This window comes from Streptomyces sp. RerS4 (assembly GCF_023515955.1).
Lineage (GTDB): Bacteria > Actinomycetota > Actinomycetes > Streptomycetales > Streptomycetaceae > Streptomyces.
Map to the genome: position 1 here is coordinate 4,910,212 of NZ_CP097322.1, position 26,569 is coordinate 4,936,780.

Here is a 26,569-nt window from a genome sequence, read left to right on the forward strand (position 1 = left end):
TAGCATGCCCGGCATGCGAGTGCTGGTGGTCGAGGACGACGAAGATCTGCGGTTCGCGGTCGTGGCGGCCCTGCGGGGCGGCGGGATGGCCGTCGACGAGGCATGCGATCTTCCGGCCGCAGATGAGGCGCTCTTCGTCAACGACTACAGCTGCGTCGTGTTCGACCGCATGCTGCCGTCCGGCGACTCCGCCGAGTACGTCCAGGGCATGCGACGCGACGGGCGAACCGTACCGGTGCTGTTCCTCACCGCCCGCGACACCGTCGCCGACCGGGTCGAAGGCTTCGCGACCGGCGGCGACGACTACCTGGTCAAGCCGTTCGCCGTACCGGAGCTGGTGGCCCGGGTGCGCAGCCTGTGCCGGCGGGCCGAGGCCCCCCGCTCGCCGGTCCACCGCTGCGGCGGGCTGGAGATCAACACGGCCCGGCGTACGGTGCACCGCGACGGCGTGTTGCTGGGCCTGACCGGCAAGGAGTTCGCTGTCCTGGAGGTGCTGGCCGCCCGCCTCGGGGAGGCGGTGCGCCGCGCCGAACTGATCGAGAGCTGCTGGGACGAGCTGACCGAGCCCAACTCCAACGTCGTCGAGGTACTGGTCTCCCAGCTGCGCCGCAAGCTCGGCGATCCGCCGCTGATCCACACCGTCCGGGGTGTCGGCTACCGTCTGGACGCGGAGTCGGACGGGTGAGACCGCCGACCCCGGCGGGCCGCATCCGTAGGCTGCGCCGGCGCATCGCCCTGCTCTTCACCCTGACCAGTGCCGTCGCCCTGATCGGCATGGCCGCTCTCGCCGTCCACGCGGACGACACCTCCTGGCGCGGACAGGTCGACGCCGACCTGACGGCGCGCGTGCGCGAGGCCGTCGCCGAACTGCGCACCGGCGACGACGGCGCGCTGCTGTATCCGGACCCCAAAGAGGGCGGCTACGACTGCCCGGCCGTGACCCTGTTGACCGGCCCACCGGACCGGCTCACCGTAGCTGCCCGAGCACACCGGCCCTGTGTCACCGCGGCGCCCGCCGCCGTCAACGCGGTGGCGCAGGCCGCCGCCGTCGCTCCGGACAGCGCCCGTGCCACCTCCTACGACCAGGGCGGGCACCAGGTACGGCTGTTCGCCCAGTCCTTCCTCGCGCCACCGGACGAGGACGTTCCCACCGGTGTCGTCGTCGCGGCCACCGACGTCTCCGCCCCCCAGAGCGCGCACGACCGGCTGACGCTGGAGATCACGGCCGCGTGCGCCGCCCTGATCGTCCTGTCCGCGCTCTCCGGCCGGCTGCTGGCCGGGCGGGCGGTGCGCCCGGCGCTCACCGCACTCGACCAGCAGGAGGCCTTCCTCGCCGACGCCGCCCACGACCTGCGCACCCCCGCCGCCTCACTGCGGCTGCTCGCCGAGACCGGCCTGCGCGGCGAGGCGGACCCCACCGAGGTCCTCCGGCGCACGCTGCGCCTGTCGACCCGGATGGGAGAGCTGGTCGACGGCCTGCTCACCCGCGCCCGGCTGATGGCCGCAGCGGTCGACCTCGACCTCCAGCCGCTGCGCCTCGACCAACTCGTCGACGCCGTCGTCACCGACGTCCCGGCCGACGGCCACCACGTGAGCACCCGCACCGAACCGGTCATCGTCCGCGCCGACCCGGAACTGCTGCGTCGGGCCGTAGCCAACCTGCTCGGCAACGCGCTCGCCCACGGCCACGCCCCGGGCGAAGCGGCCGACGTCGAGGTCACGGTGAGCGCGGACGGCAAGGTGGCCGTGGACGACGCCGGGCCCGGCGTACCGCCCGAGCAGGCGCACTCGCTCTTCGAACGGTTCCGCAGCGGCGCCGGCTCCAGTGGCCTGGGCCTGTCCATCGCGGCCTGGGTGGCCCATGCGCACGGCGGATCGCTCACCGTCACCGCCGGCGAGCGCGGGGGCGCCCGCTTCGTGCTGTCCGTCCCCGTACACCAGCGGCCCTGACCGCCCCCGGTCCTCACCGAAACCTCAGGTTCCCTCAGCCAAGCTCCCTCCTGCACGGAAACACGCAAGGCAGGACGGAGCACTCAGTGAGCGGTTTCGCTCGAAGGATAGGCAGCACGGACCGGGACCGCTGTGCACGGGCGGGGCGCGCCCTGGCAGCGGCATTGGCCGTGCTCGCCGCGAGCGCCCTGGCGGGCTGTACCCCGACCGGCACGGAGGCCCTGCGGGCAGCCTCTGACCGGGCCGAGCTGCGCCCGTTCTACCAGCAGAAGCTCGCCTGGAGCGACTGCGGCGAGCTGCAGTGCGCCACGCTCACCGTCCCGAGGGACTACGCCCAACCGCAGAACGGGAAGACCTTCACCCTGCCGCTGGCCAGGAAGACCGCCGCCGATCCGGCGCAGCGGGTCGGATCGCTCGTCTTCGGCCCCGGCGGGCCGGGCGTCTCCGGAGTGCAGCACCTGACGTCCGGCGGGATCGGGTCCTTCAGCAAAGAGGCGAGGGCGCGTTTCGACGTCGTCGGCTTCGACCAGCGCGGCGTCGCCGGCAGCGAGCCCGCCGTCGATTGCACTCCCGCGGACACTTCCCCGAGCGCTCCTGCGGACACCCCTCACGGCAGGACCGGCGGGGCAGCCGCGGACGCGCCGAAGCCGCTCTTCCCGCGCACCGACGCCGAACGCCGGGCCGCCCTGGCGGACGCGGACCGCTCCGCCGCCGACTGCCGGGCCCGCAGCGGTGACCTGCTGCCGCACCTCGGCACCCTGGACGCCGCCCGCGACCTGGACGTCCTGCGGGCGGCCCTCGGCGAGGACCGGCTGACCTACATCGGCTGGTCGTACAGCACCTACCTGGGGACGGTGTACGCCGAACAGTTCCCGCACCGCGTGCGCGCGATGGTCCTCGACGCCGCCGTCGACCCCGCGCACGACTGGTCCACCCAGGCCCTCAGCAGCGGACGGGCCTTCCGCAGGGCCGTCGACGACTACGCGGACAACTGCGCGAAGGTCGCCGGACCGAGCTGCCCGGCCGGCACCCCGGACAGGATCCGCACGCTCGTGGCCGACCTGTACGCGAAGGTGGCGCGGCGCCCGCTCCCGGTGAAGGGCAGCGCCGAACAGCTCGACGAGACCACCCTGCACACGGCCGTCACCATGTCGATGTACACGCCGGAAGACCAGTGGCGCGAGCTGTCCGAGGGGCTGAGCGCCGCACACCGCGGCGACGGCACCAAGCTGGCCGCCATGGCCAGGAAGAGCGCGTCCGTGCAGAGCGACGGCTCCGACACCTCGCCCGACCCCGACAGCTCGACCGACTCGACCACCCCGCCCCCGTCGGACTCCTCGGACCCGGCGCCGCGCGACAACACCGCGGATGTCCTGCCGGCCGTCAACTGCCTCGACGTACCCCACCCGACCGACCCGCAGGCGTACTGGGACGTCCTCGACCGCGCCCACCAGGAGTCAGGTGCCTTCGGCACATCGATCGTCCTGGCCGAACTCCCCTGCCGCACCTGGCCCGCGGGGCCGACCACCCCACACCGCGTCAGGGCCGACGGCCTGCCGCCCGTCCTCGTGGTCGGCACCACCGGCGACGCGGCGACCCCGTACGAAGACGCCCGCAGCCTCGCGGCCCAGCTCCCCGGCGGCATGCTGCTGACCTTCGACGGTCTGGGCCACACCGCCTACGGACGTGGCAACAGTTGCGTGACCAACGCCGTGGACCGCTACCTCGTCCACCTCGAACCCGTGCCCGCCGGAACGTCCTGTTAGGCGGCCCGGACCAGTAGGTGGCGGCGTTCCACCACCTGGGCTCAGCCCCGGCTGTCAGGGGCTCAGACGTCCCGGCGCCCGACCACGACGTACGAGGCGGCCACCGCCGCCGCCGTCACCGCCACGAGCAGCGACAGCTGGGCGAGGTCGCTCGGCATGGTGGTGCCCGGCTCCTCGCTGCTCTGGACCCCGAACAGCTCGAACAGGGCGACGGGAGCGTTGTAGCGGAGCACCGTCGTCCCCAGGGATTCGGTGGCCGGCCAGACGGTCAGTATCCCGCCGAGCACGGGCGGCAGGGTGACCACGCCCAGCATCACGGCGATTCCCCCGGCCGAGTGCCGGACGAGGGCCCCGACGGCGAGCGCGAGCACGCCGAGCAGGGTGACGTAGAAGGAACCGGCCAGCGCGCCCGCCCACTCGTCCCAGCCGTGCGACCCGGCGGTGGGCCCGTTGTGCACGAGGGCGGCGGCGAGACCGACGACGCCGACCGACGCGAGGATGACCGCGAAGGCGACGGCGCCGAAGACCAGGTACTTCGCGGTGAGCACCCGCAGCCGCTCGGGGGCGGCGGTGAAGGTGGTGCGGATCAGGCCGGTGCCGTGCTCCGAGGAGATCGTCAGCACCCCGAGGACCATCACCGCCAGCTGTCCGACCATCAGCCCGAAGAGGGCGGGACCGGTGAAGGGGATGGAGGTGTAGTCCTGGGAGCGGGTCTGGAGCACCGCGATCAGGCCGACGCCGACGACCAGCGCCACCAGGGAGCCGAGCGTCCACAGGGTGGAGCGTACGGAGATCAGCTTCGTCCACTCCGAGGCCAGGGCGTGGCCCAGGTGCGGCCGGGGGGTGGGCAGCGGGGAGCTGTAGGTCCCGGTGGTGGGCGTGGGGCCGGTCATCGGGGGTCCTCGGGGGCGTGCGCGGTCGCGTGCGCGGGCGTGTCGGCGGTCTCTGTGGTCTCTGCGGTCCCTCGGCTGTCGGCCTGCGCGAGCTCGCCGGGGGTGTTCGGCATCAGGAAGGGCCGGGCGCCCGCCCCGGGCGGCGGGGGAGCGAAGAAGCTCGCCGCCGTCTCGCCGGTGACCTCGGGGGCCGGCTCCTCCTCCCACTCCGGCAGGGCCATCGGCTCGGGCTCCCACAGCTCGGCGCGGGGGTCCTCGGTGGAGGTGTACTCAAGGGAGGACTGGGTCATCCGCATGTACGCCTCCTCCAGCGAGGCCCGGTGCGGCGACAGCTCCCACAGCCGGACGCCCGCCTCGTGGGCCACGTCGCTGATCCGGGGCAGCTCCAGCCCGGTCACCCGCAGCGCACCGTCGGGTTCCTGGAGGACGCGGCCGCCGGCCTTGGTCAGGGCGGTGCCGAGGGCGGCCCGGCCGCCGGGCTCCCCGTCGGCGGCGCGCACCCGCGCGAAACCGGCCGAGTTGTGCGTGATGAAGTCCTGGGTGCTCATGTCGGCGAGCAGCCGGCCGCGGCCGATCACGATCAGGTGGTCGGCGGTGAGGGCCATCTCGCTCATCAGGTGCGAGGAGACGAAGACGGTCCGGCCCTCGGAGGCGAGGTGGCGCATGAGGTTGCGCACCCAGAGGATGCCCTCGGGGTCGAGGCCGTTGACCGGTTCGTCGAACAGCAGCACCTGGGGGTCGCCCAGCAGGGCGGCGGCGATGCCGAGCCGCTGGCCCATGCCGAGCGAGAAGCCCTTCGCGCGCTGCCGGGCCACGTCCCGGAGCCCGACGACGCCCAGCACCTCGTCCACCCGCTTCTCGGGGATCCCGGAGAGCTGGGCGATCGACAGCAGGTGCGTGCGGGCCCGACGGCCGCCGTGCACGGCCTTGGCGTCGAGCAGGGCGCCGACGTGGCGCTGGGCGTTCGGCAGCTCCCGGAAGGGCAGGCCGTTGATCGTGACATGACCGGACGTCGGCCGGTCGAGGCCGAGGATCATGCGCATGGTGGTGGATTTGCCGGAGCCGTTGGGCCCCAGGAAGCCGGTCACGTGACCCGGCTTGACCTGGAACGAGAGCCCGTCGACCGCGGTCTTGGCGCCGAAGCGCTTGGTCAGGTCGACTGCCTCGATCATCGTGCTGCCCCTTGCCAGGCCCGGACGGCTCTCGTCCGCGTAAGCCTTAAGAGGATATCGAGCCGCCCGCGGTTCCCTCCCGGGTCGGATCCCCGATGTCACCCTGAGATCCGACCCGGGGATCACCCGGAGACGGGTCAGGCGTCGCGCCTCTTCAGGACGAGGTAGCCGCCGAGCACGGAGGCCACGACCCACAGGAGCATGATCCCGAGTCCGCCCCACGGGCCGTAGGGGGTCTCCGGGCCGTCCATGCCGCCGGGCACGACCTGCATGATCCGGGAGCCCGCCTGGTCGGGGAAGTACTGGGCCACCTTGCGGGTGGCGGACACCGCCCCGAGGATGTTCGAGACCAGGAAGAAGAACGGCATCAGGATGCCGAGCGCCAGCATGGGGCTGCGCAGGATCGCGGTGAAGCCCATCGAGAACAGCGCGATGAGCGCCATGTAGAAGCCGGCGCCGATCACCGCGCGCAGGACGTTGTCCTCACCGATGCCGATGCTGTGGTCGCCGAGGATGGCCTGCCCCATGAAGAAGGACAGGAAGCTGGTCGCGAGGCCGACGACCAGGGCCAGCGCGGTGGCGACGGTGAGCTTGCCGAAGAGGAAGCTCGCCCGTGCCGGTACGGCCGCCAGCGAGGTGCGGATCATCCCCGAGCTGTACTCGCTGCCGACCACCAGCACGCCGAAGACGATCATCGCCAGCTGCCCGAGGGACATCCCGGCGAAGCTGGAGAGCGTCGGGTCGAAACTGACCTGCTGCTCCTTGGGCATGCCCTCGAAGTTGGAGGCGATGAAGCCGCACAGCGCGGAGCTGATCCCGACGGTGACGACCAGGGCCGAGGCCAGGGTCCAGCTCGTGGAGGCGACGGTACGGATCTTGGTCCACTCGGACCGCAGGACGGCGGAGAAGGCCACGGTCACTCGCCTGCCTTGCGCACCGCGTCGAAGCCGGCGCCCCAGGCGGGTACGTCGGCCGGTCGGGCCGGGTTGTCCAACGCCCCACCCGGGACGGGCGCCACGAACTCGCCCGGCGCGTGGGCGTGGTACTCGACGGAATCCGCCGTCATGCGCATGAACGCTTCCTCCAGTGAAGCCCGCTGCGGGCTGAGTTCGTGCAGCACGATCTGGTGCTGGGCGGCCAGTTCACCGAGCCGCTCGGAGCCGACACCGTCGATCTCCAGGGCGCCCGTGCCCGGCACGCTGATCGCGTTGATCCCCGCCTCGTGCAGTACGTCCTTCAGCCGCTCCTGCTGCGGCGAGCGCAGCCGGACGTAACTGCGGGAGTTCTGCTGGATGAAATCGGACATCGACAGGTCGGCGAGGAGCTTTCCCTGTCCGATCACCACCAAATGGTCTGCGGTCAGCGCCATTTCACTCATGAGGTGCGAGGAGACGAAGATCGTTCTTCCCTCCGACGCCAGTCCCTTCATGAGATTGCGGATCCAGAGAATTCCCTCCGGGTCCAGACCATTGACGGGTTCGTCGAACATCAGGATCTCCGGATCACCGAGCAGCGCGGAGGCGATTCCCAGCCTCTGCCCCATCCCGAGCGAAAATCCTTTCGACTTCTTCTTCGCCACGGACGTGAGTCCGACCAGCTCCAGCACCTCGGCGACCCGCCGCTGCGGAATCCGGTTCGACTGGGCCAGGCACAGAAGGTTGTTGTAAGCGCTGCGACCGCCGTTCATGGCTTTCGCGTCCAGCAGCGCACCGATGTACTTCAGCGGCTCCGGCAGGTCCCGGTAGTGCTTGCCGTCGATCCGGACCGTACCGCTGGTCGGGTTGTCGAGGTCGAGCATCATGCGCATGGTCGTGGACTTGCCTGCCCCGTTGGGGCCGAGGAAGCCGGTCACCACCCCCGGTCTGACCTGGAAGCTGAGGTTGTCCACGGCGGTCTTCGCGCCGAATCGTTTCGTAAGGCCCTCAAGCTCGATCATGCGGCCACGCTAGAACGGCCGAGGGCCGTACGCCACCTCGAACGGGTGACATACGGCCCACACTCCGAGGATTTCCGGAGATGAACTAGCGGCTCTGCTGCGCCGGGACCCCACGGGTGACCGGCTCGTCGTCGATCGGGGAGCCGGCGGCGGCCACGGCCGCGCCCGTCAGCGTCGCCAGCATCTCGCGGACGTTCGTCAGCTGCGCGTTGATGGAGTCGCGGCGGTTGGTGAGCGCCGCCAGCTCGCGCTCGGACTCGCTGCGGATGCGGTCGGCCTTGGCGTTGGCGTCGGCGACGATGTCCTCGGCCTGACGCTGCGCGGTCTCCACCGTCTGACGGGCCCGACGCTCGGCGTCCGTACGCAGCTTCTCGGCCTCCAGGCGCAGCTGCTCGGCGCGGTGCTCGATCTCCGCGAGGCGCTTCTCGGCCTTCTGCTGACGCGAGGCCAGATCGCGCTCGGACTGCTCGCGGCGCTTGGCCAGGTTGGTCTCGAAGTCCGCGGCGGCCTGGGCGGCCTTGGCGCGGGTCTCCTCGAAGAGGGCGTCGGCCTCCTCGCGCTTGGAGGCGGCGTCCTTCTGCGCCTCGGCGCGCAGGGTGGACGCGTCACCCTTGGCCTTCTCGACGATGCGGACGCCCTCGTCCTCCGCCTTCGACTTGCGGTCCGCCGCGAACGACTCCGCGTCGTTGCGCACCTGCTGGGCGGCCGACTCGGCCAGCTCGCGGTGCTGCTCGGCCGCGCGACGGGCCTCCTCGCGCAGGTCCTTCGCCTCCTCCTCGGCCAGTCGCAGGATCTTCTCGACCCGGGCACCGAGGCCGGCGTACGACGGCTCGGCGTCGGTCACCTGTGCCTGGGCGTTCTGCGTTTCGAGGTGCAGCTCCTCGATCCGCTTTTCCAGAGAGTTGATACGTCCCAGTGCGCTGTCGCGGTCGGAGACCAGCTTGGTGATGCGGTCGTCCACCTGACCGCGGTCGTAACCACGCCGCACGAGCTCGAAGCCGAAGGGGGAGGAAGTGTCGCTCATGGGGTTCCTGTCGAATGAGACCGATGAGGTGCTACGTGAGGTGTTAAGGGGAATCCTAGGCGCCCAGGCGGCGTGTCATCGAGTCAATCCGCATTTGCCCTGGACAATGACACCCCTTTTGAGTGGCGAGGCGACGGAATGCTTGTCACTCCTTCGCTTGACCTCCATCTGGAGCACACATCCACGCCGTCTGACTACCCCTCTGACGACTTACCACCCGAACGAGTGGAACCCGCTGTCGCGCCGGCCTTCACGCCCCCCGCGCCCTGGCCGCCGATCACGGGCTTACCGCCACCCGAAGGTGCCTCGAAAGATTCCAACGCCTCAAGAACGTCCTGGACACGGGAGATCTCCGCCTGAATGTCCTCGCGCCTGCGCACCAGGACCTCCAGCTCGCGCCGCCCCTCCTCGACCAGTTGCTCCGCCTCCGCCTTCGCCTCCGCGAGCGCCCGCTCGGCCTCCCGCGCCAGCTCCGCCTTCTTCTGCTCCGCCTCCTTGAGGAGCGCCTCCGCCTTGCGCACGGCGGCGATCCGGACCTTGCTCGCCTCGCTGCTCGCGTCCGACACCAGCGCCTTGGCCTTCGCCTCGGCCTCGACGCTCTGCTCGGTCGCCGCCCGCACCAGCTTGTCCACGCGCTCGCCGGCCGACTTCATCTGCTCGGCCGACTCCCGACGGGCCCGCTCGTGCAGCTCCTCGACCTCGGACTCCACCCGGGTGCGCAGCTCTTCGGCCCGCTCCCTTATGGCGGCGGCGTCCGTACGCGCCCCGACCAGCAGCTCGTCGGCGTCCGTACGGGCCTTCTCCACCACGGAGTTGCCCTCGACGGTCGCCTCCGAGGTGATGCGCGCGGCCTCCTTGCGGGCCGCGTCGACCATCGCGTCGGCCTGCTCCTCGGCGGCCGTGGTCGCGGCCAGCGCCTTGCGGGCCGCGTCGGAGGTGAGCTTGTCGGCCTCCGCCGCCGCCTCCGTGATGAGCCGGTCGACCTGCTCGGCCGCCTCCGTACGCCGCTTGTTGGCCGCCTCGCGCGCCTCGTCGAGCTGCCGCTCGGCCTCCGTACGGGCCTGCGTACGCGTCCGCTCCGCCTCGGTGGCCGCCTCGGACTTGACCCGCTCGGCCTCCGACCGGGTACGCGTCGCGTGCTCCTGCGCGGAGGCCAGCGCCTCCGCCGCCTCGGCGCGCAGCCGCTCGGCCTCGGCGTGGGCCTCGCCGACCGTGCGCTCGTTGTCCTTGCGGGTCCGCTCGGTGAGCTTGTCCGCCTCGGACGCCGCCTCGGTGATGAGCCGGTCCGCCTGCTCGGCCGCCTCCGTACGCTGCCGGCCGGCCTCTGTACGGGCCTCGTCGAGCGTCTGCTCGGCGTCCCGCTCGGCGGCGGCCAGGGTCTCCTGGGCCGCGATCGTGACCCGCTCCGCCTCCGCGGTGGCGTCGCCGATGATCCGACCGCCCTCGGCGCGCGCCTCCTCCAGCGTCCGCGTCGCCTCCGCGACGAGCCGCTCGGCCTCGGCCGCGGCCTCGCCGACCGTACGCTCGTTGGCCGCGCGGGTCTCCTCGACGAGCCGGTCGCCCTCCGCGCGGGACTCCACCAGGATCCGCGCCGAGTCCCGCTCGGCGGCGGCCAGGGTGTCGGCCGCCTGCGCCGTGAGGGCCTCCGCCCGCGCCCGCGCCTCCTCCAGGACGCGCGCCGCCTCGGTCGTGAGGCGCTCGGCCTCCGCCGCGGCCTCCCCGACGGTGGCCGCGTTCGCCGCGCGGGTCTCCTCCGTGAGGCGCTCCGCCTCGGAGGCCGCCTCGGTGATGAGCCGGTCCGCCTGCTCGGCGGCCTCGCTGCGCAGCCGGTTGCCCTCCGCGCGCGCCTCGTCCAGGGTGCCCGCGGCCTCGGCGCGGGTGGCGTCCGCCGCCTCCATCGCCTCCGCGGTGAGCCGTTCGGCCTCCGCCGCCGCCTCGGCGACGGTGACGGCGTTCGCGGCGCGGGTCTCCTCGGTGAGGCGCTCGGCCTCCGAGGTCGCGTCGGCCACGATCCGGGCGCCCTCGGCGCGCGAGGCCTCCAGGGACTCCGCCGCCTCGCCGCGGATCCGGTTCGCGTCGTCGCGGGCGTCCGCCCGGGTACGCGCCGCGTCCCGCTCGGAGGCCGCCAGCGCGTCCGTCGCCTCCGTACGCACCCGCTGCGCGTATTCGGCCGTGTCGGCGCGCAGCTGCTCGGCCTCCGCGATCGCGTCGCCGACCGTCCGCTCGGCCAGCGCCTTCGCCGCGTCCGTCTCGACGCGGGCCTCGCTGCGCACGCGGGCCGCGTCCTCGGCGGCGCGCTCGCGCTCGGCGTGGGCGTCGGCGCGGACCCGGTCCGCCTCCTCCTCGGCCTGCGTACGCGTACGCTCCGCCGCGTGCTCGGCGGCGCTGCGCAGCCCGGCGACCTCCTCCTCGGCCTGCTCGTGCAGCCCGGCCACGGAGTCGCGCACCTGCTGGGCGGTGGCCTCGGCCGCCGCGACCAGCTCGGAGGCGCGACGCTCCGCCTCCTCGGTGAGGCGGGTCGCCTCGGCCTGCGCCTCCTCCGAGCGCTTGCGGGCCTGCGCCAGCAGCTCCTCGTTCTGCTCGCGGGCCTGCGCCCGCTCGTTGCCCGCGTCCGTACGGGCCGCCGACAGGGTCTCCTCGGCCTCCCGACGACGCCGAGCGGCCTCCTCCTGGGCGGCGGCCAGCGCCTCCGCGGCCTCCTGCGCGACCCGCTCGGCGGCGGCCTTCGCCTCCGCGCGCAGCCGGTCCGCGGTCTCCTGGGCCTCGGTGCGCACCCGCTCCGACTCCGCCTCGGCCTCCGCGCGCAGCCGTACGGCGACCTGCTCGGCCTCCGCCCGCACCCGGCCCGCGTCGTCCGCGGCCTCCGTGCGCAGTTGGTCGGCCTCCGCCTCCGACTGGCTCTGGAGGGTGCGGATGCGTTCCGCCGACTCGGCGCGCAGCCGGTCGTTCTCCTCGGTGGTCTCCCTGCGGATGCTCTCCGCCGCCGCGCGGGCCTCGCGCAGCGTCTGCTCGGCCGACGCGAGCCGGTCCTCGGCCTCCGTGTGCAGCCGGACCAGCTCGGTGTCGGCCTCCGCCCGCTTCGCGGCCAGGGCCTGTTCGGTCTCCTCGCGCCGGGCGCGCAGGGTCGCGTCCGTCTCCTCGGCCAGGGCCTCGGCCCGCTCCTCGGCCTCGGCGCGCAGCCGTTCGGCCTCCGCCCGGGTGCGCTCCAGGGTCTCCTCGGCCTGCCGGCGCAGGGTCGTGGCCCGCTCGACGGCCTCGGCGCGGACCCGCTCGCTCTCGGCGGTGGCGCCGGCGCGCAGTTCGTCGGCGTCCGACTTCGCCTTGCCGAGCAGCTCCTCGGCGGTCCGGGCCGCCTCCTCGATCTGCTGGACCGCCTCGCGGCGGGCCTCGCCGCGGATCCGCTCGCCCTCGGCGACGGCCTCCGCGCGCAGCTGTTCGGCCTCGCCGCGCAGCCGGCGGGCCTCCTCCTGGAGTTCGACCGTACGGGCCCGGTACTCCTCGGTGTCGTCCTTCGCCGCGCCCTTGAGCTCGTCGGCCGTGGCCGCCGCCTGGGCGCGCAGCCGCTCGGCCTCCGCCTCCGCCTCGCGGCGGATGCGTTCGGCCTCCTCGGACGCGGCGCGGGTGGTGGCCCGAGCGTCCTCCGAGGCCTTGTTCAGTACGTCCTCGGCGGTCCGGGCGGCCTTCGCCAGCTGCGCCGCCGTGTCCTCGGCGGCGGCGGCACGGGCCTGCTCGCCGGCCTCCGTACGCAGCCGCTCGGCCTCGGCGCGGGCGTCGGCCAGGGCCTGTTCGGCCTCGGCCTTGAGGGCCTCGGACTCCTTGGTGGCCTCGCCGACCAGCCGGGCGACCTGCTCCTTCGCGGTGCGGGTGCGCTGCTCGTTGACGGACTCGACGGAGGCGAGCTGACGTGCGGCGCTCTCCTTGGCCTCCGCGAGGAGGGACTCGGCCTCGGCGCGGGCGACGCGCAGGGCGTTGTCCGCCTCCTGCACGCGGGACTCGGCCACCCGGCCGAGGTCCATGGTCTGCTGACGGGTCTGCTCGGCCTCGGCGGTGGTGGTGCTGCGCAGCCGCTCCGCGTGCTCGGTGGCCTCCTGGGCCTGCGCGGAGGCGGCGGCCAGCAGCCGTTCGGCCTCCTTGCGGGCGCGCAGTAGCGTGGCCTCGGCCTCGCCGCGGGCGGCCTCGGCGTCGGCGGCGAGCCGGCGGCGGGCCTCCTCGGCGGTCCGGGCGGCCTCGGCGCGGGCGGCGTTCAGCGCCTGCTCGGCCTCGGCGCGGGACTCGTCCATGAGCCGGCGGGCCTGGGACTCGGTCCGGGCGCGCAGTTGCTCGGCCCAGGCGACGTTCTCGTTGACGTGCGCCTCGACGGTCTGGCGGCGCTCGTTGAGTTCCTGGTCCAGGCGCTGGCGGCGGTTGACGGCCTCGGCGTGCAGTTCGGCCTGCAGGCGCGCCTGGTGCTCGGCGTGCTCCTGGAGGATCCGCTGCGTCTGCGCACGGGCGTCGCGCAGCTCGCGCTCGGCGTCCGAACGCATCTGGTCGGCCTGGATCTGGGCGTTGCGGAGCAGCTGCTCCGCCTGGTAGCCCATGTCCGCGCCGTCGTAGGCGGGACGGGACGCCAGGGCCCGGCGCACCTCATGGAGCTTGGCGCGCAACACCTCGACCTGGTATCCGAGGTCTTCGGCGTGCTGGACGGCCTTCCCGCGCTCCTTCTTCAGCCGCTCCATCTCGGCCTCGAAGCGCGAGAGATGGTCGGCCTCGGCCTGATGGCTCTCCTGGCTTTCGTAGCCCCGCACAGCGCGGTCCCATCCGTCCCCTGGTCGCAAGCTCATTTCCAAATGAGCATCGCTCGCCCGCTGAACGACGCCCCCGGGGAATGGTGTCAGATACCGGGGCAGGGGTCACAGGCCCCGACCCCGTCTCCGCACCGAACCCCGGCCGAGCCACCCTCACTCTACCGGCCGGGGAATGGGGGCATCAGTGATCGGGGTTGGAGGTGACCAGTTCGGTCAGGACGCCGTGGCAGTCCTTGGGGTGCAGGAAGGTGATCCGGGAGCCCATCGAACCGATCCGGGGCTCGTCGTAGAGGACCCGTACGCCCTTGCCGCGGATGGCTTCCGCGTCACCGTCGACGTCGGCGGTGCCGAAGGCGATGTGGTGGACGCCCTCGCCGTTCTTCGCCAGCCATTTGCCCACGGCGGAGTCCTCGCGGGTGGGCTCCAGGAGCTGGAGGTAGGAGGCGCCCCCGTCCGACGTCTCGTTGATCTTGAGCATGGCCTCGCGGACGCCCTGTTCCTCGTTCACCTCGGTGTGGAACACCTCGAATCCGTACGTGGCACGGTAGAACTCGACGGTCTTGTCCAGGTCGAAGCAGGCGATCCCGATGTGGTCGATTCTTGTCAGCATGGGACCAGTGCACCGCTGAGGAGGGTGGTCACGCAACGTGCCAGCGATCACACCGACTGCCCGGTGACTGCGCGGGTACCGCTCAGTACATTCGGGTAAACCCTCGTTCACTCCTCAGCTTCCCCGCTGAAAGGGGATTCGCCCTCATGTCCGGAACGAACAACACCACCTCAGTGATCGTCGCCGGGGCCCGCACGCCCATGGGGCGGCTGCTCGGCTCGCTGAAGTCCTTCTCGGGCGCCGACCTCGGCGGCTTCGCCATCAAGTCCGCGCTGGACCGGGCCGGGATCTCCGGCGACCAGGTCCAGTACGTGATCATGGGCCAGGTGCTCCAGGCCGGCGCGGGCCAGATTCCCGCCCGCCAGGCCGCCGTCAAGGCCGGCATCCCGATGAACGTCCCCGCGCTCACCATCAACAAGGTGTGCCTGTCGGGCCTCGACGCCATCGCCCTGGCCGACCAGCTCATCCGCGCCGGGGAGTTCGACATCGTGGTCGCGGGCGGCCAGGAGTCGATGACCAACGCCCCGCACCTGCTGCCGAAGTCCCGCGAGGGCTTCAAGTACGGCGCCATCGGCATGCTCGACGCGATGGCCCACGACGGTCTCACCGACGCCTTCGAGAACATCGCGATGGGCGAGTCCACCGAGAAGCACAACACCCGCCTGGGCATCGAGCGCGCCCCGCAGGACGAGTTCGCCGCCGCGTCCCACCAGCGCGCCGCCGCCGCGCAGAAGAACGGCGTCTTCGAGGCCGAGATCACCCCGGTCGAGATCCCGCAGCGCAAGGGCGACCCGGTCCTCTTCTCCACCGACGAGGGCATCCGCCCCGAGACCACGGTGGAGTCGCTGGCCAAGCTGCGCCCGGCGTTCAGCAAGGACGGCACCATCACGGCCGGCACCTCCTCGCAGATCTCCGACGGCGCGGCCGCCGTGGTCGTGATGAGCAAGGCCAAGGCGCAGGAACTGGGCCTGGAGTGGATCGCCGAGATCGGCGCCCACGGCAATGTCGCGGGCCCCGACAACTCGTTGCAGTCGCAGCCGTCGAACGCGATCCTGCACGCCCTGAAGAAGGAGGGCCTGGAGGTCTCCGACCTGGACCTCATCGAGATCAACGAGGCCTTCGCGGCGGTCGCCGTGCAGTCAATGAAGGACCTCGGCGTGACCCCGGAAAAGGTGAACGTCAACGGCGGCGCGATTGCCCTGGGCCACCCCATCGGCATGTCCGGCGCCCGCGTCGTGCTGCACCTGGCGCTGGAGCTGAAGCGCCGGGGCGGCGGGGTCGGCGCGGCCGCGCTGTGTGGCGGCGGCGGTCAGGGCGACGCCCTCGTCATCCGCGTCCCGAAGGCGTAGGTGCCCGTATGACGACGGTGGACGTCCCCACGCTGGTGGCGCAGGCCCGCGAGGGCCGGCCGCGTGCCGTGGCCCGGCTGATCTCACTGGTCGAGGGGGCGTCCCCGCACCTGCGCGAGGTCATGGCCGCCCTGGCCCCCCTGACCGGCCGCGCGTACGTGGTCGGCCTGACGGGCTCGCCCGGAGTCGGCAAGTCGACCTCGACGTCGGCGCTGGTGTCGGCGTACCGGGCCGTGGGCAAGCGGGTCGGCGTACTCGCGGTGGACCCGTCCTCGCCCTTCTCGGGCGGGGCCCTGCTCGGCGACCGGGTCCGCATGTCCGACCACGCCTCCGACCCGGGGGTCTACATCCGCTCCATGGCCACCCGGGGCCACCTGGGCGGGCTCGCGTGGGCCGCGCCGCAGGCCATCCGGGTGCTCGACGCGGCCGGCTGCGACGTGATCCTGGTCGAGACGGTCGGCGTCGGACAGTCCGAGGTGGAGATCGCCTCGCAGGCCGACACGTCGGTGGTGCTGCTGGCGCCCGGCATGGGCGACGGGATCCAGGCCGCGAAGGCCGGGATCCTGGAGATCGGCGACGTGTACGTGGTGAACAAGGCCGACCGGGACGGCGCCGACGCGACCGCCCGGGAGCTGAACCACATGCTGGGGCTCGGCGAATCCCGGGGCCCCGGCGACTGGCGGCCGCCGATCGTCAAGACGGTGGCGGCGCGCGGCCAGGGCATCGACGAACTCGTCGAGGCGCTGGAGAAGCACCGGGCGTGGATGGACGAGCGCGGGGTGCTGGCGGAGCGGCGTACGGCCCGTGCGGCGCGGGAGGTCGAGACCATCGCGATCACCGCGCTGCGGGGGCGCCTGGCGGACCTGCACGGCGACGCGCACCTCGACGCGCTGGCCGCGCGGGTGGCGTCGGGCGAGCTGGACCCGTACGCGGCCGCGGACGCGCTGCTGGAGAGCCTGACGGAGGCCTGAGCGGTCTCTCGGCCCGGGGTGGTGGGGCGGGGCGTGAGCGCGCCCGCCCCACCACCGGGTCGATCGTCGCGGGTCAGTAGTCGCCGTCGGAGTCGTCGTCCGCGTCGGACCCGGTGACCTTGCCGGTCTTCGCGTCCACGTCGATGCTCCGGTCCTTGCCGTCGGCGCCCTTGATCTCGACGTTCCAGTGCGGCTTGCTGCCCTGGTCGGCGTCGTCGTCGAAGTCGACGGAGGTGACCTCGCCCCGGTGGGCGGCGAGGGCGGCCTTGATCGCCGCCGGCGCGTCGGTCGCGGCGTCCTTGAGCCGCTTGGCCTCGCCTGGATCCCGGCCGGTTTCCACGTCCTTTCGCAGGACGCCGCCGTTCGCGTCGAGCTCCAGGCCGGCGTGCGACTTCCCGTCGTCGCTGATCACGTCGACGTGCCAGATCGGCCCGACCTTGTCGAGGGACTCGATCTTCCCGGGGAACGCCTTCACGGCCGCCTCGGCGGCCCCCTGGGCGTCGATGGCGACGAGGGTGACGGTGACGGCGCCCGACACGGCGGCGGGAGCGGTCGTGGGGGCGCCGGCCGCCGTGGCGGCCAGGGGGCCTGCCACGACCAGGGCGAGCGACGCGGCTGCCGCGACGTACGGGGTGCGCTTGCGCTTCATGGGCTGGACCTCCTCGGGCCGGCCGGTGGTGAGCGTTGCCGTCCACCATTTTCCGGCCGCGTGCCCGCCGGGGCGCGGCGGGAGCCCTTTCGCCTCTTCGGGCGGGGTCAGATCTTGCCGCGGTTCTCCCGCAGGTGCTCCGCCACGGGCCGCAGGGAGGCGTGCAGGGCCGCCAGCGCCTCCGGGGGCAGCAGGTCGATGAAGTGTTCGCGGACCGACGCCACGTGGTGCGGCGCCACCTTGCGCATCGTCTCCATGCCCTCGTCCGTGAGCACCGCGTACAGGCCCCGGCGGTCGGACTCGCAGTTGACCCGGCGCACCAGGCCCGCCGTCTCCATGCGGGTGATCTGGTGGGACAGCCGGCTCTTGGACTGCAGGGTGGCGGTGGCGAGGTCGCTCATGCGCATCCGCAAGCCTTCCGACTCCGAGAGGTTCACGAGGATCTCGTAGTCGTTGTTGGTGAGTCCGAAGGGCTGGAGATCCTTTTCCAGCTGGTGCATCAGCAGTCTGCTGACGTCCAGGTGGGTGCGCCAGGCGCACTGCTCGGCATCGGTCAGCCAGCGCGTGGCCGTCTCGGTCTCCATGGTCTCCATGAATGAACTCTACCTAAGAAGTTGAATTACGTACAAAAAATCCGAAGATCCGCTGATCGGTCCTCCGGCCCGCGCCGACCGTCACAGCCCGAAGCGCCGCTGAAGATCACCGAGCTGCCCCGGCATCCGCGGTACGCCCAGCTGCCCCAGCGGACCCTGGCCCGCCCCCGGGACGCCCTGCGCGTTGCCCGTGGCCGCGTTCGCGCCCACCGTGCCGACGGACTGCTCCGCCATCAGCGTCTCGGACGACTGCAGCAGCACCGTCCCCGCTCCGACGAATTCGAACTGGTGCTCCTCGCCCGAGGCGCCGCCGAGCCCGGTGAGCGAGCGCAGCCCGCCCATCACGCCCGACATGTAGCCGTGGTCGTAGTGGTGACACGGCGACGGGCAGTCCGCCCATCCCACCAGCGCCTGGGGGTCCACGCGCAGCGGCGGTTCCATGAACACCACCGGACCGTTGGACGCCGCCACGAACTTCCCGGTTCCGATCAAGGTCAGGAAACCCGGGACGATCGACTGCTTCAGCGCGAGAGAGGGCTGATAGGCGAGCAGGTTCCCCGAGCGGATCGTCAGGTTGCCGTCCTCCAGGTCGAACGAGTTCACGTCGAAGGCGCGGTCGGCGAGCAGCATCTTGCCCTGCCCCTCGGCCACCACCCAGTCACTCGCGTGCAGCGGCGAGTGGAAGCTCGTGCGCAGCAGCCGGTCGAAGCGGCCGTTGCCGACGCCGTTGAACTCGATGCGCCCGTAGTACGAGATCATCTTGCCCTTCTGCAGGAACCACTGGCTCCCCTTGAGCTCCACGCAGAAGGTGTACGCGTTCACGTTGTCGTCGGAGGGCAGGCTGTACGGGTCGAAGACCGTCGGCCCGCCGGGTCCGCCCGTGACGGGGCCGTTCGTTCCGGGGTAATGGGTCACAGCTTCTCCTCGGAGGCCTGTACGTACACCGCTCCCTGGCCCGACAGCTCCAGCTGGAAGGCCTCGCCCGAGCCGCGGCCGACCATGTCGCGCCAGCCCAGCGCCGTGGACAGCTTGTTGCGGACGTCGCCGTGGTGGGCGACGTACGCCTGCGGGTCGACGTGGACCGGGCGGTTCGGGGTGATGGGCAGCTCGATGACCCCGCCGTGGGCCATCACGGCCACCGAACCGTGGCCCTTGAGGGTGGTGGTGAACAGGCCCTGGCCGGTCACCTGTCCGCGCACCATGCCCATGACACCGCCCTGCGAGCCCATGAACATCGTGCCCTGCTGGAGGGTGCCGTCGAAGGCCAGCAGCCGGTCGGCCTCGACGTAGAGGGTCTCGCCGGTGAGGTTGATCACCTGGATGTGGTGGCCGCCGTGGCCGAACATCACGGTGCCGCTGCCCTCGACCGACATCAGCGGGGTCTGCTCGTTCGCCACCCGGCGCCCGATCATCCCCATCACGCCGCCCTGGCCGCCGGTGATGCTCGGGGTGAAGGAGACGTCGCCGCGGTAGGCGAGCATCGCGCCGCGCTGGCTGTACATCTTCTGCCCCGGGACCACCTGGGCCTCGACCATCTTCGAGTTGATCTCGCGGAACGGCATCAGATGTCGCCCCCGACGGTGTTGCGCTCGCTGGGCTGCACGTAGACCAGGCCCTCGCCCTCGAAGCGGATCTGGAAGGCCTCGCCCGAGCCCTCGCCGATCAGGGTGCGGAAGTTGACCCCGGACTGGAAGGACTGCCGGAGGTCGCCCGTGTGGGCGACGTACGCGCCCGGGTCGACCGACAGCGGGTACTGGGCGCTGACGCGCAGCACCACCGCCGGGCCGTCCGACATGATCGCCGCCTGGCCGGAGCCCTCGACGGTCGTCGTGAAGAGCCCGTTGCCCGTCGCACCGCCGCGCAGGCCGGTGAACGTCGTGCCGGTGCGCAGGCCGGCGTCGGTGCACAACAGGTTGCTCGACTCGACGTACAGCTTCTCGCCGCGCAGGTTCACCAGATTGATCTCACTCGCGCGGTCCGCGAAGTAACAGGTGCCGTGCCCCTGTACCTCCATCACCGTCATCTGTTCGCCGGTCAGGCGGCGGGTCACCATGCCGCGCAGGCCCTCACCGCCGCCGGTCATCTTCTTGAAGGCCATCTGGCCGTCGTACGCGACCATGGCGCCGTTCTTCGCTTTCACGGCGTCACCGGTCAGGTCGACGGCGAGCACCTTGCTGCCTTGGAGTCGGAACTGAGCCACGGGATGACGGTATCCGTCGCGGGCGGGCCCCAACAGGGTCCCCTGGCCGATATACGCCACATTCGACGGTTCGCGGGGCCCGGAGCAAGATCTCCGCGAGCGGCTGAGACACTGGGACCGACCCCGGCCCCCTCCCGCGAAGGTTCCACGTGGACATCAAGACCGCTTCCGCCCTGCACCGGCTGCGCCTCATCTCCGTACCGGAGGCGCTGTCGTTCCCGGCCCTGCTGATCTTCGGCTCGTTGCTCAGCCGGGTGTCGGACATCGACTACCTGATGATGCCGCTCGGCATCCTGCACGGGGTCCTGTTCGTCATCTACGCGATCTTCCTGCTCGACGTCTGGAACAAGGCGAAGTGGCCGGTCAAGAAGGTCGCGCTGTTCTTCGTGCTCGCGCTGCTGCCCTTCGGCGGCCTCTACGGCGACAAGCTGCTCAAGCGCGACGAGGCCGACAGCGTGATAGCGGCGCGCGCCCGTCAGGCCGCCGACGCCTGATCCTCGCGTCGACCGCCCGTTTGTCGTGAGCCTCGGGCCCGTGGGTGGTGGGCTCAGTCGCGGGCGCGGCGGGCCAGGCCCAGGGCGTGGTCCGGCCACCAGGTGCCGGCCGCCGGGCCGCCGCGGCAGGTGCCGTCGGATTCGCCGGGGCGTTTGACCCACAGGTACGCGTCCACGAGCGGGTCGCCCGTCCGGTCGGTGGGCGGGGTGCCCAGCGAGCGGCCCGCCGGGTTGCACCAGGAGCGGTCGGCCGCCGTATCGGCGTTCGGGCCGGCCGGCGGGGGGCCGTCGCCGTTGCGGCTCGTGTCGAGGACGAAGTGCTTGCCGCCGACGGCCCGCGAGAGCCGGACCCCGTACGCCCGGCCGTCCGCGTCGCGGTGGTAGGCGGCGACGTTGAGGGCGAACCCGTCGGCGCGCTCCAGCCCCGACCGGCGCAGGGGCTCCACGAGGTCGTCCGGGTCCCGGATCCAGTCGGGATGACCGGCGTCCAGATAGACACGGGTGTGACGGTTGCGCTTGAGCCGGTCCACCGCCTGCGCCAGCAGTCGGTAGCGCTCCTCGCGCGGGCCGGCGCCGGCGCAACCGTCGACCAGGTGCGCGACGGCGCCGGGCTCCAGGACGACGAGCGCCCGGGTGTCCGCGAGGGAGCGGGCCAGGGCGTCGATCCAGTCCTCGTAGGCGTGGGCGTCCGGGGCGCCCTCGGTCGTCGGCCGCGCGGCGCAGCCAGGGTGCGGGACGTCGCGGTGCGGGAGGTTGTACGCCGCCACGAGCAGGGTGCGCCCGGCCGCCTTCGCCGCCGCCGCGGCCCGTCGGACCGCCGGGCCGGGATCGCCGCCCGGCGCCCACAGCGCCATCGGCCGCTCGGAGATCCGGCGCAGCAGTTGGGCGTCGGTGTTGCGTCCCTGCGCCTCCCAGGCGGCGACCTGGCGGGCGGCGGCACTGTTCGGGTCGACCCAGAAGGGCGAGACGCCGGCCTGCGACCCGCCGGCCGGGGAGGCCGCGGGCCCCGGACGCGGCGAGGGCTCGGAGGCGCAGGCGGCGAGGCATCCGAGGAGCAGCAGGAGCCCGAGGGCGGTGACGGGTCGGCGTCTGCGTACGGCGGGGGACATCCGGCTCCTCGGGACGGCGCGGCACGGGCACGACACGGATCGAACCCGCAAATCGTGACATAACGACCAGTCGGCTCCCCGCAGGCCACCCCCCTCGGGCAGGTCGCCGAGCCCCACTGACGCGGGATGCGCGGGCCCCTGGCACGGCGGGCTCCGCGCTCACCGCCCGAACGCGTTCCCGGATCGTGGCCCCGCTCGCCGAGGTGCGCGCCGGCAGGGGGGTGGGGCGGATCGGTCGAGGGGTGAGACGGGGGTGGCCGTCAAATGACCGACCGGTAGGGTCGGTGGGTGCCCAAGCCGCTCAGTCTTCCCTTCGACCCCATCGCGCGCGCCGACGAGCTGTGGCGGCAGCGCTGGGGGCCGGTGCCCTCCATGGCCGCCATCACCTCGATCATGCGGGCCCATCAGATCCTGCTCGGCGAGGTCGACGCGGTCGTCAAACCGTACGGATTGACCTTCGCGCGCTACGAGGCGCTGGTGCTGCTCACCTTCTCGCAGGCCGGGGAACTGCCGATGTCGAAGATCGGCGAGCGGCTGATGGTGCACCCGACCTCCGTGACGAACACCGTGGACCGGCTCGTGCGCTCCGGCCTGGTCGCCAAGCGCCCCAACCCGCAGGACGGGCGCGGCACGCTGGCCTCCATCACGCCGAAGGGGCGCGAGGTGGTCGAGGCGGCCACGAAGGACCTGATGGCGATCGACTTCGGGCTCGGCGCGTACGACGCCGAGGAGTGCGCGGAGATCTTCGCGCTGCTGCGCCCGCTGCGCGTGGCGGCCGGCGACTTCGGGGAGAAGTAGGAGCACGGGTGGAGGGAGGGGCGGAGGCGAGGGGGCGCGTCAAGATCGAGCAAAACGGACGGTTACGCTCGACGGCATGAAACGAAGCGTGCTGACCCGCTACCGCGCCATGGCCTACGTGACCGCGGTCATGCTCCTGATCCTCTGTGCCTGCATGGTGGCGAAGTACGGCTTCGACACCGGCGCCGACCTGACCTTCGCGGTCTCGCAGGCCCACGGCGTCCTCTTCATGATCTACCTGGTCTTCGCCTTCGACCTGGGCTCCAAGGCCAAGTGGCCCTTCGGCAAGCTGCTGTGGGTGCTGGTCTCCGGGACCATCCCGCTGGCCGCCTTCTTCGTCGAGCGCAAGATCCGCGCCGAGGTGGAACCGCTGATCAGCGGCTCCCCGGCGACCGTCAACGCGTAACGCGCGCCCGCCCGGACCTCGCGCCGGGCTGGAGCGAAGACCCCCGGGGAAGACTCCCCGGGGGTTTGCCATCGACATTTACTAGGACGTCCTAGTAAATTCATGGGTATGGACGCTGACGCCATCGAGGAGGGCCGCCGTCGCTGGCAGGCCCGTTATGACAAGGCCCGCAAGCGGGAGGCCGACTTCACCACGCTCTCCGGCGATGACGTCGAGCCCGTGTACGGGCCCCGGCCCGGTGACTCGTACGAGGGGTTCGAGCGCATCGGCTGGCCGGGGGAGTACCCCTTCACCCGCGGCCTGCACCCCACCGGCTACCGCGGCCGGACCTGGACCATCCGCCAGTTCGCCGGCTTCGGCAACGCCGAGCAGACCAACGAGCGCTACAAGATGATCCTCGCCGCCGGCGGCGGCGGCCTCTCCGTGGCCTTCGACATGCCCACGCTCATGGGCCGCGACTCCGACGACCCCAGATCCCTCGGCGAGGTCGGCCACTGCGGCGTCGCCATCGACTCCGCCGCCGACATGGAGGTCCTCTTCAAGGACATCCCGCTCGGCGACGTCACCACCTCCATGACCATCAGCGGGCCCGCCGTGCCCGCCTTCTGCATGTACCTCGTCGCCGCCGAACGCCAGGGCGTCGACCCGGCCGTGCTCAACGGCACGCTCCAGACGGACATCTTCAAGGAGTACATCGCCCAGAAGGAGTGGCTCTTCGAACCCGAGCCGCACCTGCGCCTCATCGGCGACCTCATGGAGTACTGCGCGAACGGCATCCCCGCCTACAAGCCGCTCTCCGTCTCCGGCTACCACATCCGCGAGGCCGGGGCCACGGCCGCGCAGGAGCTCGCGTACACCCTCGCCGACGGCTTCGGCTACGTGGAACTCGGTCTGTCCCGCGGCCTGGACGTCGACCACTTCGCCTCCGGCCTCTCCTTCTTCTTCGACGCGCACCTCGACTTCTTCGAGGAGATCGCCAAGTTCCGCGCCGCCCGCCGCATCTGGGCCCGCTGGATGAAGGAGGTGTACGGAGCCACGTCCGACAAGGCCATGTGGCTGCGCTTCCACACCCAGACCGCCGGCGTCTCCCTCACCGCGCAGCAGCCGTACAACAACGTCGTGCGCACCGCCGTCGAAGCCCTCGCGGCCGTTCTCGGCGGCACCAACTCCCTCCACACCAACGCCCTCGACGAGACCCTCGCCCTCCCCAGCGAGCAGGCCGCCGAGATCGCCCTGCGCACGCAGCAGGTGCTGATGGAGGAGACCGGCGTGGCCAACGTCGCGGACCCGCTCGGCGGTTCCTGGTACGTCGAGCAGCTCACCGACCGCATCGAGGCCGACGCCGAGAAGATCTTCGACCAGATCAAGGAGCGCGGGCTGCGCGCCCACCCCGACGGCCGGCACCCCATCGGGCCGATCACCTCGGGCATCCTGCGCGGCATCGAGGACGGCTGGTTCACCGGCGAGATCGCCGAGTCGGCCTTCCAGTACCAGCGCGCCCTGGAGAAGGGCGACAAGCGGGTCGTCGGCGTCAACGTCCACCACGGCTCGGTCACCGGCGACCTGGAGATCCTGCGCGTCAGCCACGAGGTGGAGCGCGAGCAGGTCCGCGTCCTGGCCGCCCGCAAGGACCACCGCGACGACGCCAAGGTGAAGCAGGCGCTGGCCGCGATGCTCGCCGCCGCCCGCGACGGCTCCAACATGATCCCGGCCATGCTGGACGCCGTACGCGCCGAGGCCACGCTCGGCGAGATCTGCAACGTCCTGCGCGACGAGTGGGGCACCTACACCGAGCCGCCCGGCTTCTGAGCCTCCGGGCCGGTGTGGGGAACCGTGTGAGGAGAAGGCCGGTCGCGCGCCCGCGTGACCGGCCTTCCGCGTCCGCGCGGGGAGCGGCGCTCGGGTCCGAGCGGCGCTCAGGCCGGCTCGGCGCCCTGGAGGCCGTGCATCAGGAGGCCGGTGAAGGACGCCACCCAGAGCTCGTCCACCGGCTCCGAACTCACCAGCGCGCGGTGCACCACCGTTCCCGCGATCACGTCGAATATCAGGTCGGTGGTGTGCGCCGTGAGAGCCTCGTCCTCCTCGGCCGGCAGCTCGCCGCGCTCCTGCGCCCGCGCCCGCCCGAGGACGACGAGACGTTTCTGCCGATCCACGATCGCCGACCGGATCCGGTCGCGCAGCGCCTCGTCCCGCGTGGACTCGGCGACCACCGCCATCAGGGCCGTACGGGCCTCCGGGCGCCGCAGCAGCTCCGCGAACTGGAGCACCACGTACTCGATGTCCGCTTCGAGCGAGCCCCGGTCGGGCAGTTCGAGGGCGTCGAACAGCTCCGCGACCGCGTCCACCACCAGCTCGTTCTTGCCGGCCCAGCGCCGGTAGAGGGTGGTCTTGGCGACGCCCGCACGGGCCGAGACGTCCCCCATGGTCAGCTTCGACCAGCCCAGCTCGACCAGCGCGTCCCGGGTCGCCGCGAGGATCGCGGCGTCCGCCTCCGCGCTGCGGGGGCGACCGGTGCGACCGGGCGGGGAGCTGCTTCCGGGGCTCGGATTGGCCATGGCCGAGACCATACCGGCCAGTAGCGGAACCGACGGGGTGCCACATGCTGTGCTTCAGATCACGAGGCGCGGCGGGCTCGGGGGAGTTACGCTACGGCTCGTAGCGAAAGAGCGACGACCACGCGAACGGCTACAGGCGTCAGGTGGGGACCCGGCGCCGCGGCATTGAACACAGCAGTCGAATACAGACGCATCCAGCGTTTCACACACGATCTTTCGGGATCTTTTTCGTCGGCGCGCGCACTCGGGGGAGGATGTACGCATGCAGCCCAGAAACATGTCCATGAGCGGCGTCGTCGACCTCGCCGCGGTGAAGGCGGCCGGCGAAGCCAAGGCGAAGGCCGAGCAGGCGCGCGCGGACGCGGCCCGGCAGGGCGGCGGCGCGGGCAGTGCGCCCGGCGGCGCCGTACCGACGTCCGCCCTCGTCGTAGACGTCGACGAGGCCGGCTTCGAGCGTGACGTACTCCAGCTCTCCAACGAGGTTCCGGTCGTCCTCGACTTCTGGGCCGAGTGGTGCGAGCCGTGCAAGCAGCTGAGCCCGCTCCTGGAGCGGCTCACCGTCGAGGCGAACGGCCGCCTCGTCCTCGCGAAGATCGACGTCGACGCCAACCAGATGCTGATGCAGCAGTTCGGCATCCAGGGCATCCCGGCCGTCTTCGCCGTCGTCGCCGGTCAGGTGCTGCCGCTCTTCCAGGGCGTGGCGCCCGAGCAGCAGATCCGCGAGACCCTGGCCCAGCTGGTCCAGGTCGCCGAGGAGCGCTTCGGCCTGATCGGCCTCCAGGTCGACCCCGAGGCCCAGGGCGCCCCCGCGGCCCCCGCCGAGGCGCCGACCGGCCCGTACGACGCGCTGCTGGAGGCGGCCGTCGTCGCGCTGGACGCGGGTGACCTGGGCGGCGCCGCCCAGGCGTACAAGAACGTACTGGCCGACGACCCGGGCAACACCGAGGCGAAGCTGGGCCTGGCCCAGACCGAGCTGCTGGCCCGGGTGCAGCACATGAACCCGCAGACGGTGCGCGCCGAGGCCGCCGCGAACCCGAAGGACCCGGCCGCGCAGATGGCCGCCGCCGACCTGGACCTGGCGGGCGGGCACGTCGAAGACGCCTTCGGGCGACTGGTGGACACCGTACGGGTGACCTTCGGTGAGGACCGGGACGCCGTACGGGTACGGCTGCTGGAGCTGTTCGAGGTCATCGGCGCGGACGACCCCCGGGTCACGGCGGCCCGTACGGCCCTGGCGCGCGTGCTGTTCTAGGCGGGCCGCGAGGCGGGCTCCAGGCGGGCTCCGGTTCGGCTCCCGCCGATTTATTGAC

The 26,569-nt window shown here is 72.2% G+C and carries 24 protein-coding genes; 10 read left to right on the forward strand and 14 right to left on the reverse strand.

Annotated elements, in window-relative coordinates; genetic code table 11:
• Positions 1-13 precede the first annotated feature (13 nt).
• The 3 genes from M4D82_RS22940 (at position 14) to M4D82_RS22950 (ending at position 3,716) form a co-directional block, all read left to right on the forward strand.
• Complete coding sequence (locus M4D82_RS22940; RefSeq protein ID WP_249767833.1) at positions 14-685, forward strand: response regulator transcription factor; 672 nt, start codon at positions 14-16, stop codon at positions 683-685.
• Entirely contained in the window at positions 682-1,950 is a 1,269-nt protein-coding gene (locus tag M4D82_RS22945; RefSeq protein ID WP_249767834.1) for a sensor histidine kinase, read from the forward strand. Before M4D82_RS22940 ends, M4D82_RS22945 begins: the two co-directional genes overlap by 4 nt.
• 170 nt (positions 1,951-2,120) lie before the next feature.
• Positions 2,121-3,716, forward strand: coding sequence for an alpha/beta hydrolase (locus M4D82_RS22950; RefSeq protein WP_249767835.1), 1,596 nt, complete (start codon positions 2,121-2,123; stop codon positions 3,714-3,716).
• A 62-nt stretch (positions 3,717-3,778) separates the two neighbouring features.
• Here M4D82_RS22950 and M4D82_RS22955 read toward each other — a convergent pair whose 3' ends face one another.
• From M4D82_RS22955 to mce, 7 genes are all read right to left on the reverse strand, one after another.
• Positions 3,779-4,609: an ABC transporter permease gene (locus tag M4D82_RS22955; protein WP_249767836.1), complete on the reverse strand. Its 831-nt coding sequence runs from the start codon at positions 4,607-4,609 to the stop codon at positions 3,779-3,781.
• Positions 4,606-5,781, reverse strand: coding sequence for an ABC transporter ATP-binding protein (locus tag M4D82_RS22960; RefSeq protein WP_249767837.1), 1,176 nt, complete (start codon positions 5,779-5,781; stop codon positions 4,606-4,608). Before M4D82_RS22960 ends, M4D82_RS22955 begins: the two co-directional genes overlap by 4 nt.
• 137 nt (positions 5,782-5,918) lie before the next feature.
• Positions 5,919-6,695: an ABC-2 transporter permease family protein gene (locus M4D82_RS22965; protein WP_502989085.1), complete on the reverse strand. Its 777-nt coding sequence runs from the start codon at positions 6,693-6,695 to the stop codon at positions 5,919-5,921.
• 2 nt (positions 6,696-6,697) lie between these two features.
• Entirely contained in the window at positions 6,698-7,717 is a 1,020-nt protein-coding gene (locus M4D82_RS22970) for an ABC transporter ATP-binding protein (protein ID WP_249767839.1), read from the reverse strand.
• 85 nt (positions 7,718-7,802) lie between these two features.
• The gene (locus M4D82_RS22975; RefSeq protein ID WP_249767840.1) at positions 7,803-8,741 is read right to left on the reverse strand and encodes a coiled-coil domain-containing protein; all 939 of its coding nucleotides are present in this window, start codon (positions 8,739-8,741) and stop codon (positions 7,803-7,805) included.
• Between the two features lie 194 nt (positions 8,742-8,935).
• On the reverse strand, positions 8,936-13,525 hold the full coding sequence (scy, locus tag M4D82_RS22980; protein ID WP_249767841.1) for a polarized growth protein Scy: 4,590 nt from the start codon (positions 13,523-13,525) through the stop codon (positions 8,936-8,938).
• A gap of 181 nt (positions 13,526-13,706) precedes the next feature.
• Positions 13,707-14,135: a methylmalonyl-CoA epimerase gene (mce, locus tag M4D82_RS22985; RefSeq protein WP_249767842.1), complete on the reverse strand. Its 429-nt coding sequence runs from the start codon at positions 14,133-14,135 to the stop codon at positions 13,707-13,709.
• Between the two features lie 146 nt (positions 14,136-14,281).
• Between mce and M4D82_RS22990 the strand changes: the two genes are divergently transcribed.
• Together M4D82_RS22990 and meaB are read left to right on the forward strand one after the other, a co-directional pair.
• A complete protein-coding gene (locus M4D82_RS22990) occupies positions 14,282-15,484 on the forward strand; it encodes an acetyl-CoA C-acetyltransferase (protein ID WP_249767843.1) in 1,203 nt (400 codons plus the stop codon).
• A gap of 8 nt (positions 15,485-15,492) precedes the next feature.
• The gene (meaB, locus tag M4D82_RS22995; RefSeq protein ID WP_249767844.1) at positions 15,493-16,455 is read left to right on the forward strand and encodes a methylmalonyl Co-A mutase-associated GTPase MeaB; all 963 of its coding nucleotides are present in this window, start codon (positions 15,493-15,495) and stop codon (positions 16,453-16,455) included.
• Between the two features lie 73 nt (positions 16,456-16,528).
• On the opposite strand, the gene M4D82_RS23000 is transcribed toward meaB, so the two are convergent.
• From M4D82_RS23000 to M4D82_RS23020, 5 genes are all read right to left on the reverse strand, one after another.
• On the reverse strand, positions 16,529-17,104 hold the full coding sequence (locus M4D82_RS23000; protein ID WP_249767845.1) for a PepSY domain-containing protein: 576 nt from the start codon (positions 17,102-17,104) through the stop codon (positions 16,529-16,531).
• A gap of 107 nt (positions 17,105-17,211) precedes the next feature.
• Positions 17,212-17,688 carry a MarR family winged helix-turn-helix transcriptional regulator gene (locus M4D82_RS23005; RefSeq protein WP_249772073.1) on the reverse strand — a complete coding sequence of 159 codons (477 nt, stop codon included), beginning with the start codon at positions 17,686-17,688 and terminating at the stop codon, positions 17,212-17,214.
• A gap of 90 nt (positions 17,689-17,778) precedes the next feature.
• The gene (locus M4D82_RS23010; protein WP_249767846.1) at positions 17,779-18,612 is read right to left on the reverse strand and encodes an AIM24 family protein; all 834 of its coding nucleotides are present in this window, start codon (positions 18,610-18,612) and stop codon (positions 17,779-17,781) included.
• Positions 18,609-19,259 (reverse strand): AIM24 family protein, encoded by a 651-nt coding sequence (locus M4D82_RS23015; RefSeq protein WP_249767847.1) that lies wholly within the window; start codon positions 19,257-19,259, stop codon positions 18,609-18,611. Before M4D82_RS23015 ends, M4D82_RS23010 begins: the two co-directional genes overlap by 4 nt.
• Positions 19,259-19,897 carry an AIM24 family protein gene (locus tag M4D82_RS23020; RefSeq protein ID WP_249767848.1) on the reverse strand — a complete coding sequence of 213 codons (639 nt, stop codon included), beginning with the start codon at positions 19,895-19,897 and terminating at the stop codon, positions 19,259-19,261. Before M4D82_RS23020 ends, M4D82_RS23015 begins: the two co-directional genes overlap by 1 nt.
• Positions 19,898-20,046: 149 nt before the next feature.
• Here M4D82_RS23020 and M4D82_RS23025 point away from each other — a divergent pair, with 149 nt between their 5' ends.
• A complete protein-coding gene (locus M4D82_RS23025; protein ID WP_249767849.1) occupies positions 20,047-20,391 on the forward strand; it encodes a DUF3817 domain-containing protein in 345 nt (114 codons plus the stop codon).
• A 53-nt stretch (positions 20,392-20,444) separates the two neighbouring features.
• Here the strand turns inward: M4D82_RS23025 and M4D82_RS23030 are convergent, their stop codons facing one another.
• Complete coding sequence (locus tag M4D82_RS23030) at positions 20,445-21,500, reverse strand: glycoside hydrolase family 6 protein (protein ID WP_249767850.1); 1,056 nt, start codon at positions 21,498-21,500, stop codon at positions 20,445-20,447.
• A 288-nt stretch (positions 21,501-21,788) separates the two neighbouring features.
• On the opposite strand from M4D82_RS23030, the gene M4D82_RS23035 reads away from it, so the two are divergent.
• The 3 genes from M4D82_RS23035 to icmA all read left to right on the forward strand — a co-directional run bounded on the left by M4D82_RS23035 (position 21,789) and on the right by icmA (position 24,513).
• On the forward strand, positions 21,789-22,298 hold the full coding sequence (locus tag M4D82_RS23035; RefSeq protein ID WP_249767851.1) for a MarR family winged helix-turn-helix transcriptional regulator: 510 nt from the start codon (positions 21,789-21,791) through the stop codon (positions 22,296-22,298).
• 76 nt (positions 22,299-22,374) lie between these two features.
• Positions 22,375-22,704 carry a DUF3817 domain-containing protein gene (locus M4D82_RS23040; protein ID WP_249767852.1) on the forward strand — a complete coding sequence of 110 codons (330 nt, stop codon included), beginning with the start codon at positions 22,375-22,377 and terminating at the stop codon, positions 22,702-22,704.
• Between the two features lie 108 nt (positions 22,705-22,812).
• The gene (gene icmA, locus M4D82_RS23045) at positions 22,813-24,513 is read left to right on the forward strand and encodes a coenzyme B12-dependent isobutyryl-CoA mutase large subunit (protein WP_249767853.1); all 1,701 of its coding nucleotides are present in this window, start codon (positions 22,813-22,815) and stop codon (positions 24,511-24,513) included.
• Positions 24,514-24,620: 107 nt separating this feature from the next.
• Here the strand turns inward: icmA and M4D82_RS23050 are convergent, their stop codons facing one another.
• Complete coding sequence (locus M4D82_RS23050) at positions 24,621-25,259, reverse strand: TetR/AcrR family transcriptional regulator (RefSeq protein WP_249767854.1); 639 nt, start codon at positions 25,257-25,259, stop codon at positions 24,621-24,623.
• A gap of 262 nt (positions 25,260-25,521) precedes the next feature.
• On the opposite strand from M4D82_RS23050, the gene M4D82_RS23055 reads away from it, so the two are divergent.
• Positions 25,522-26,511 (forward strand): tetratricopeptide repeat protein, encoded by a 990-nt coding sequence (locus M4D82_RS23055; protein ID WP_249767855.1) that lies wholly within the window; start codon positions 25,522-25,524, stop codon positions 26,509-26,511.
• Positions 26,512-26,569: the final 58 nt, after the last annotated feature.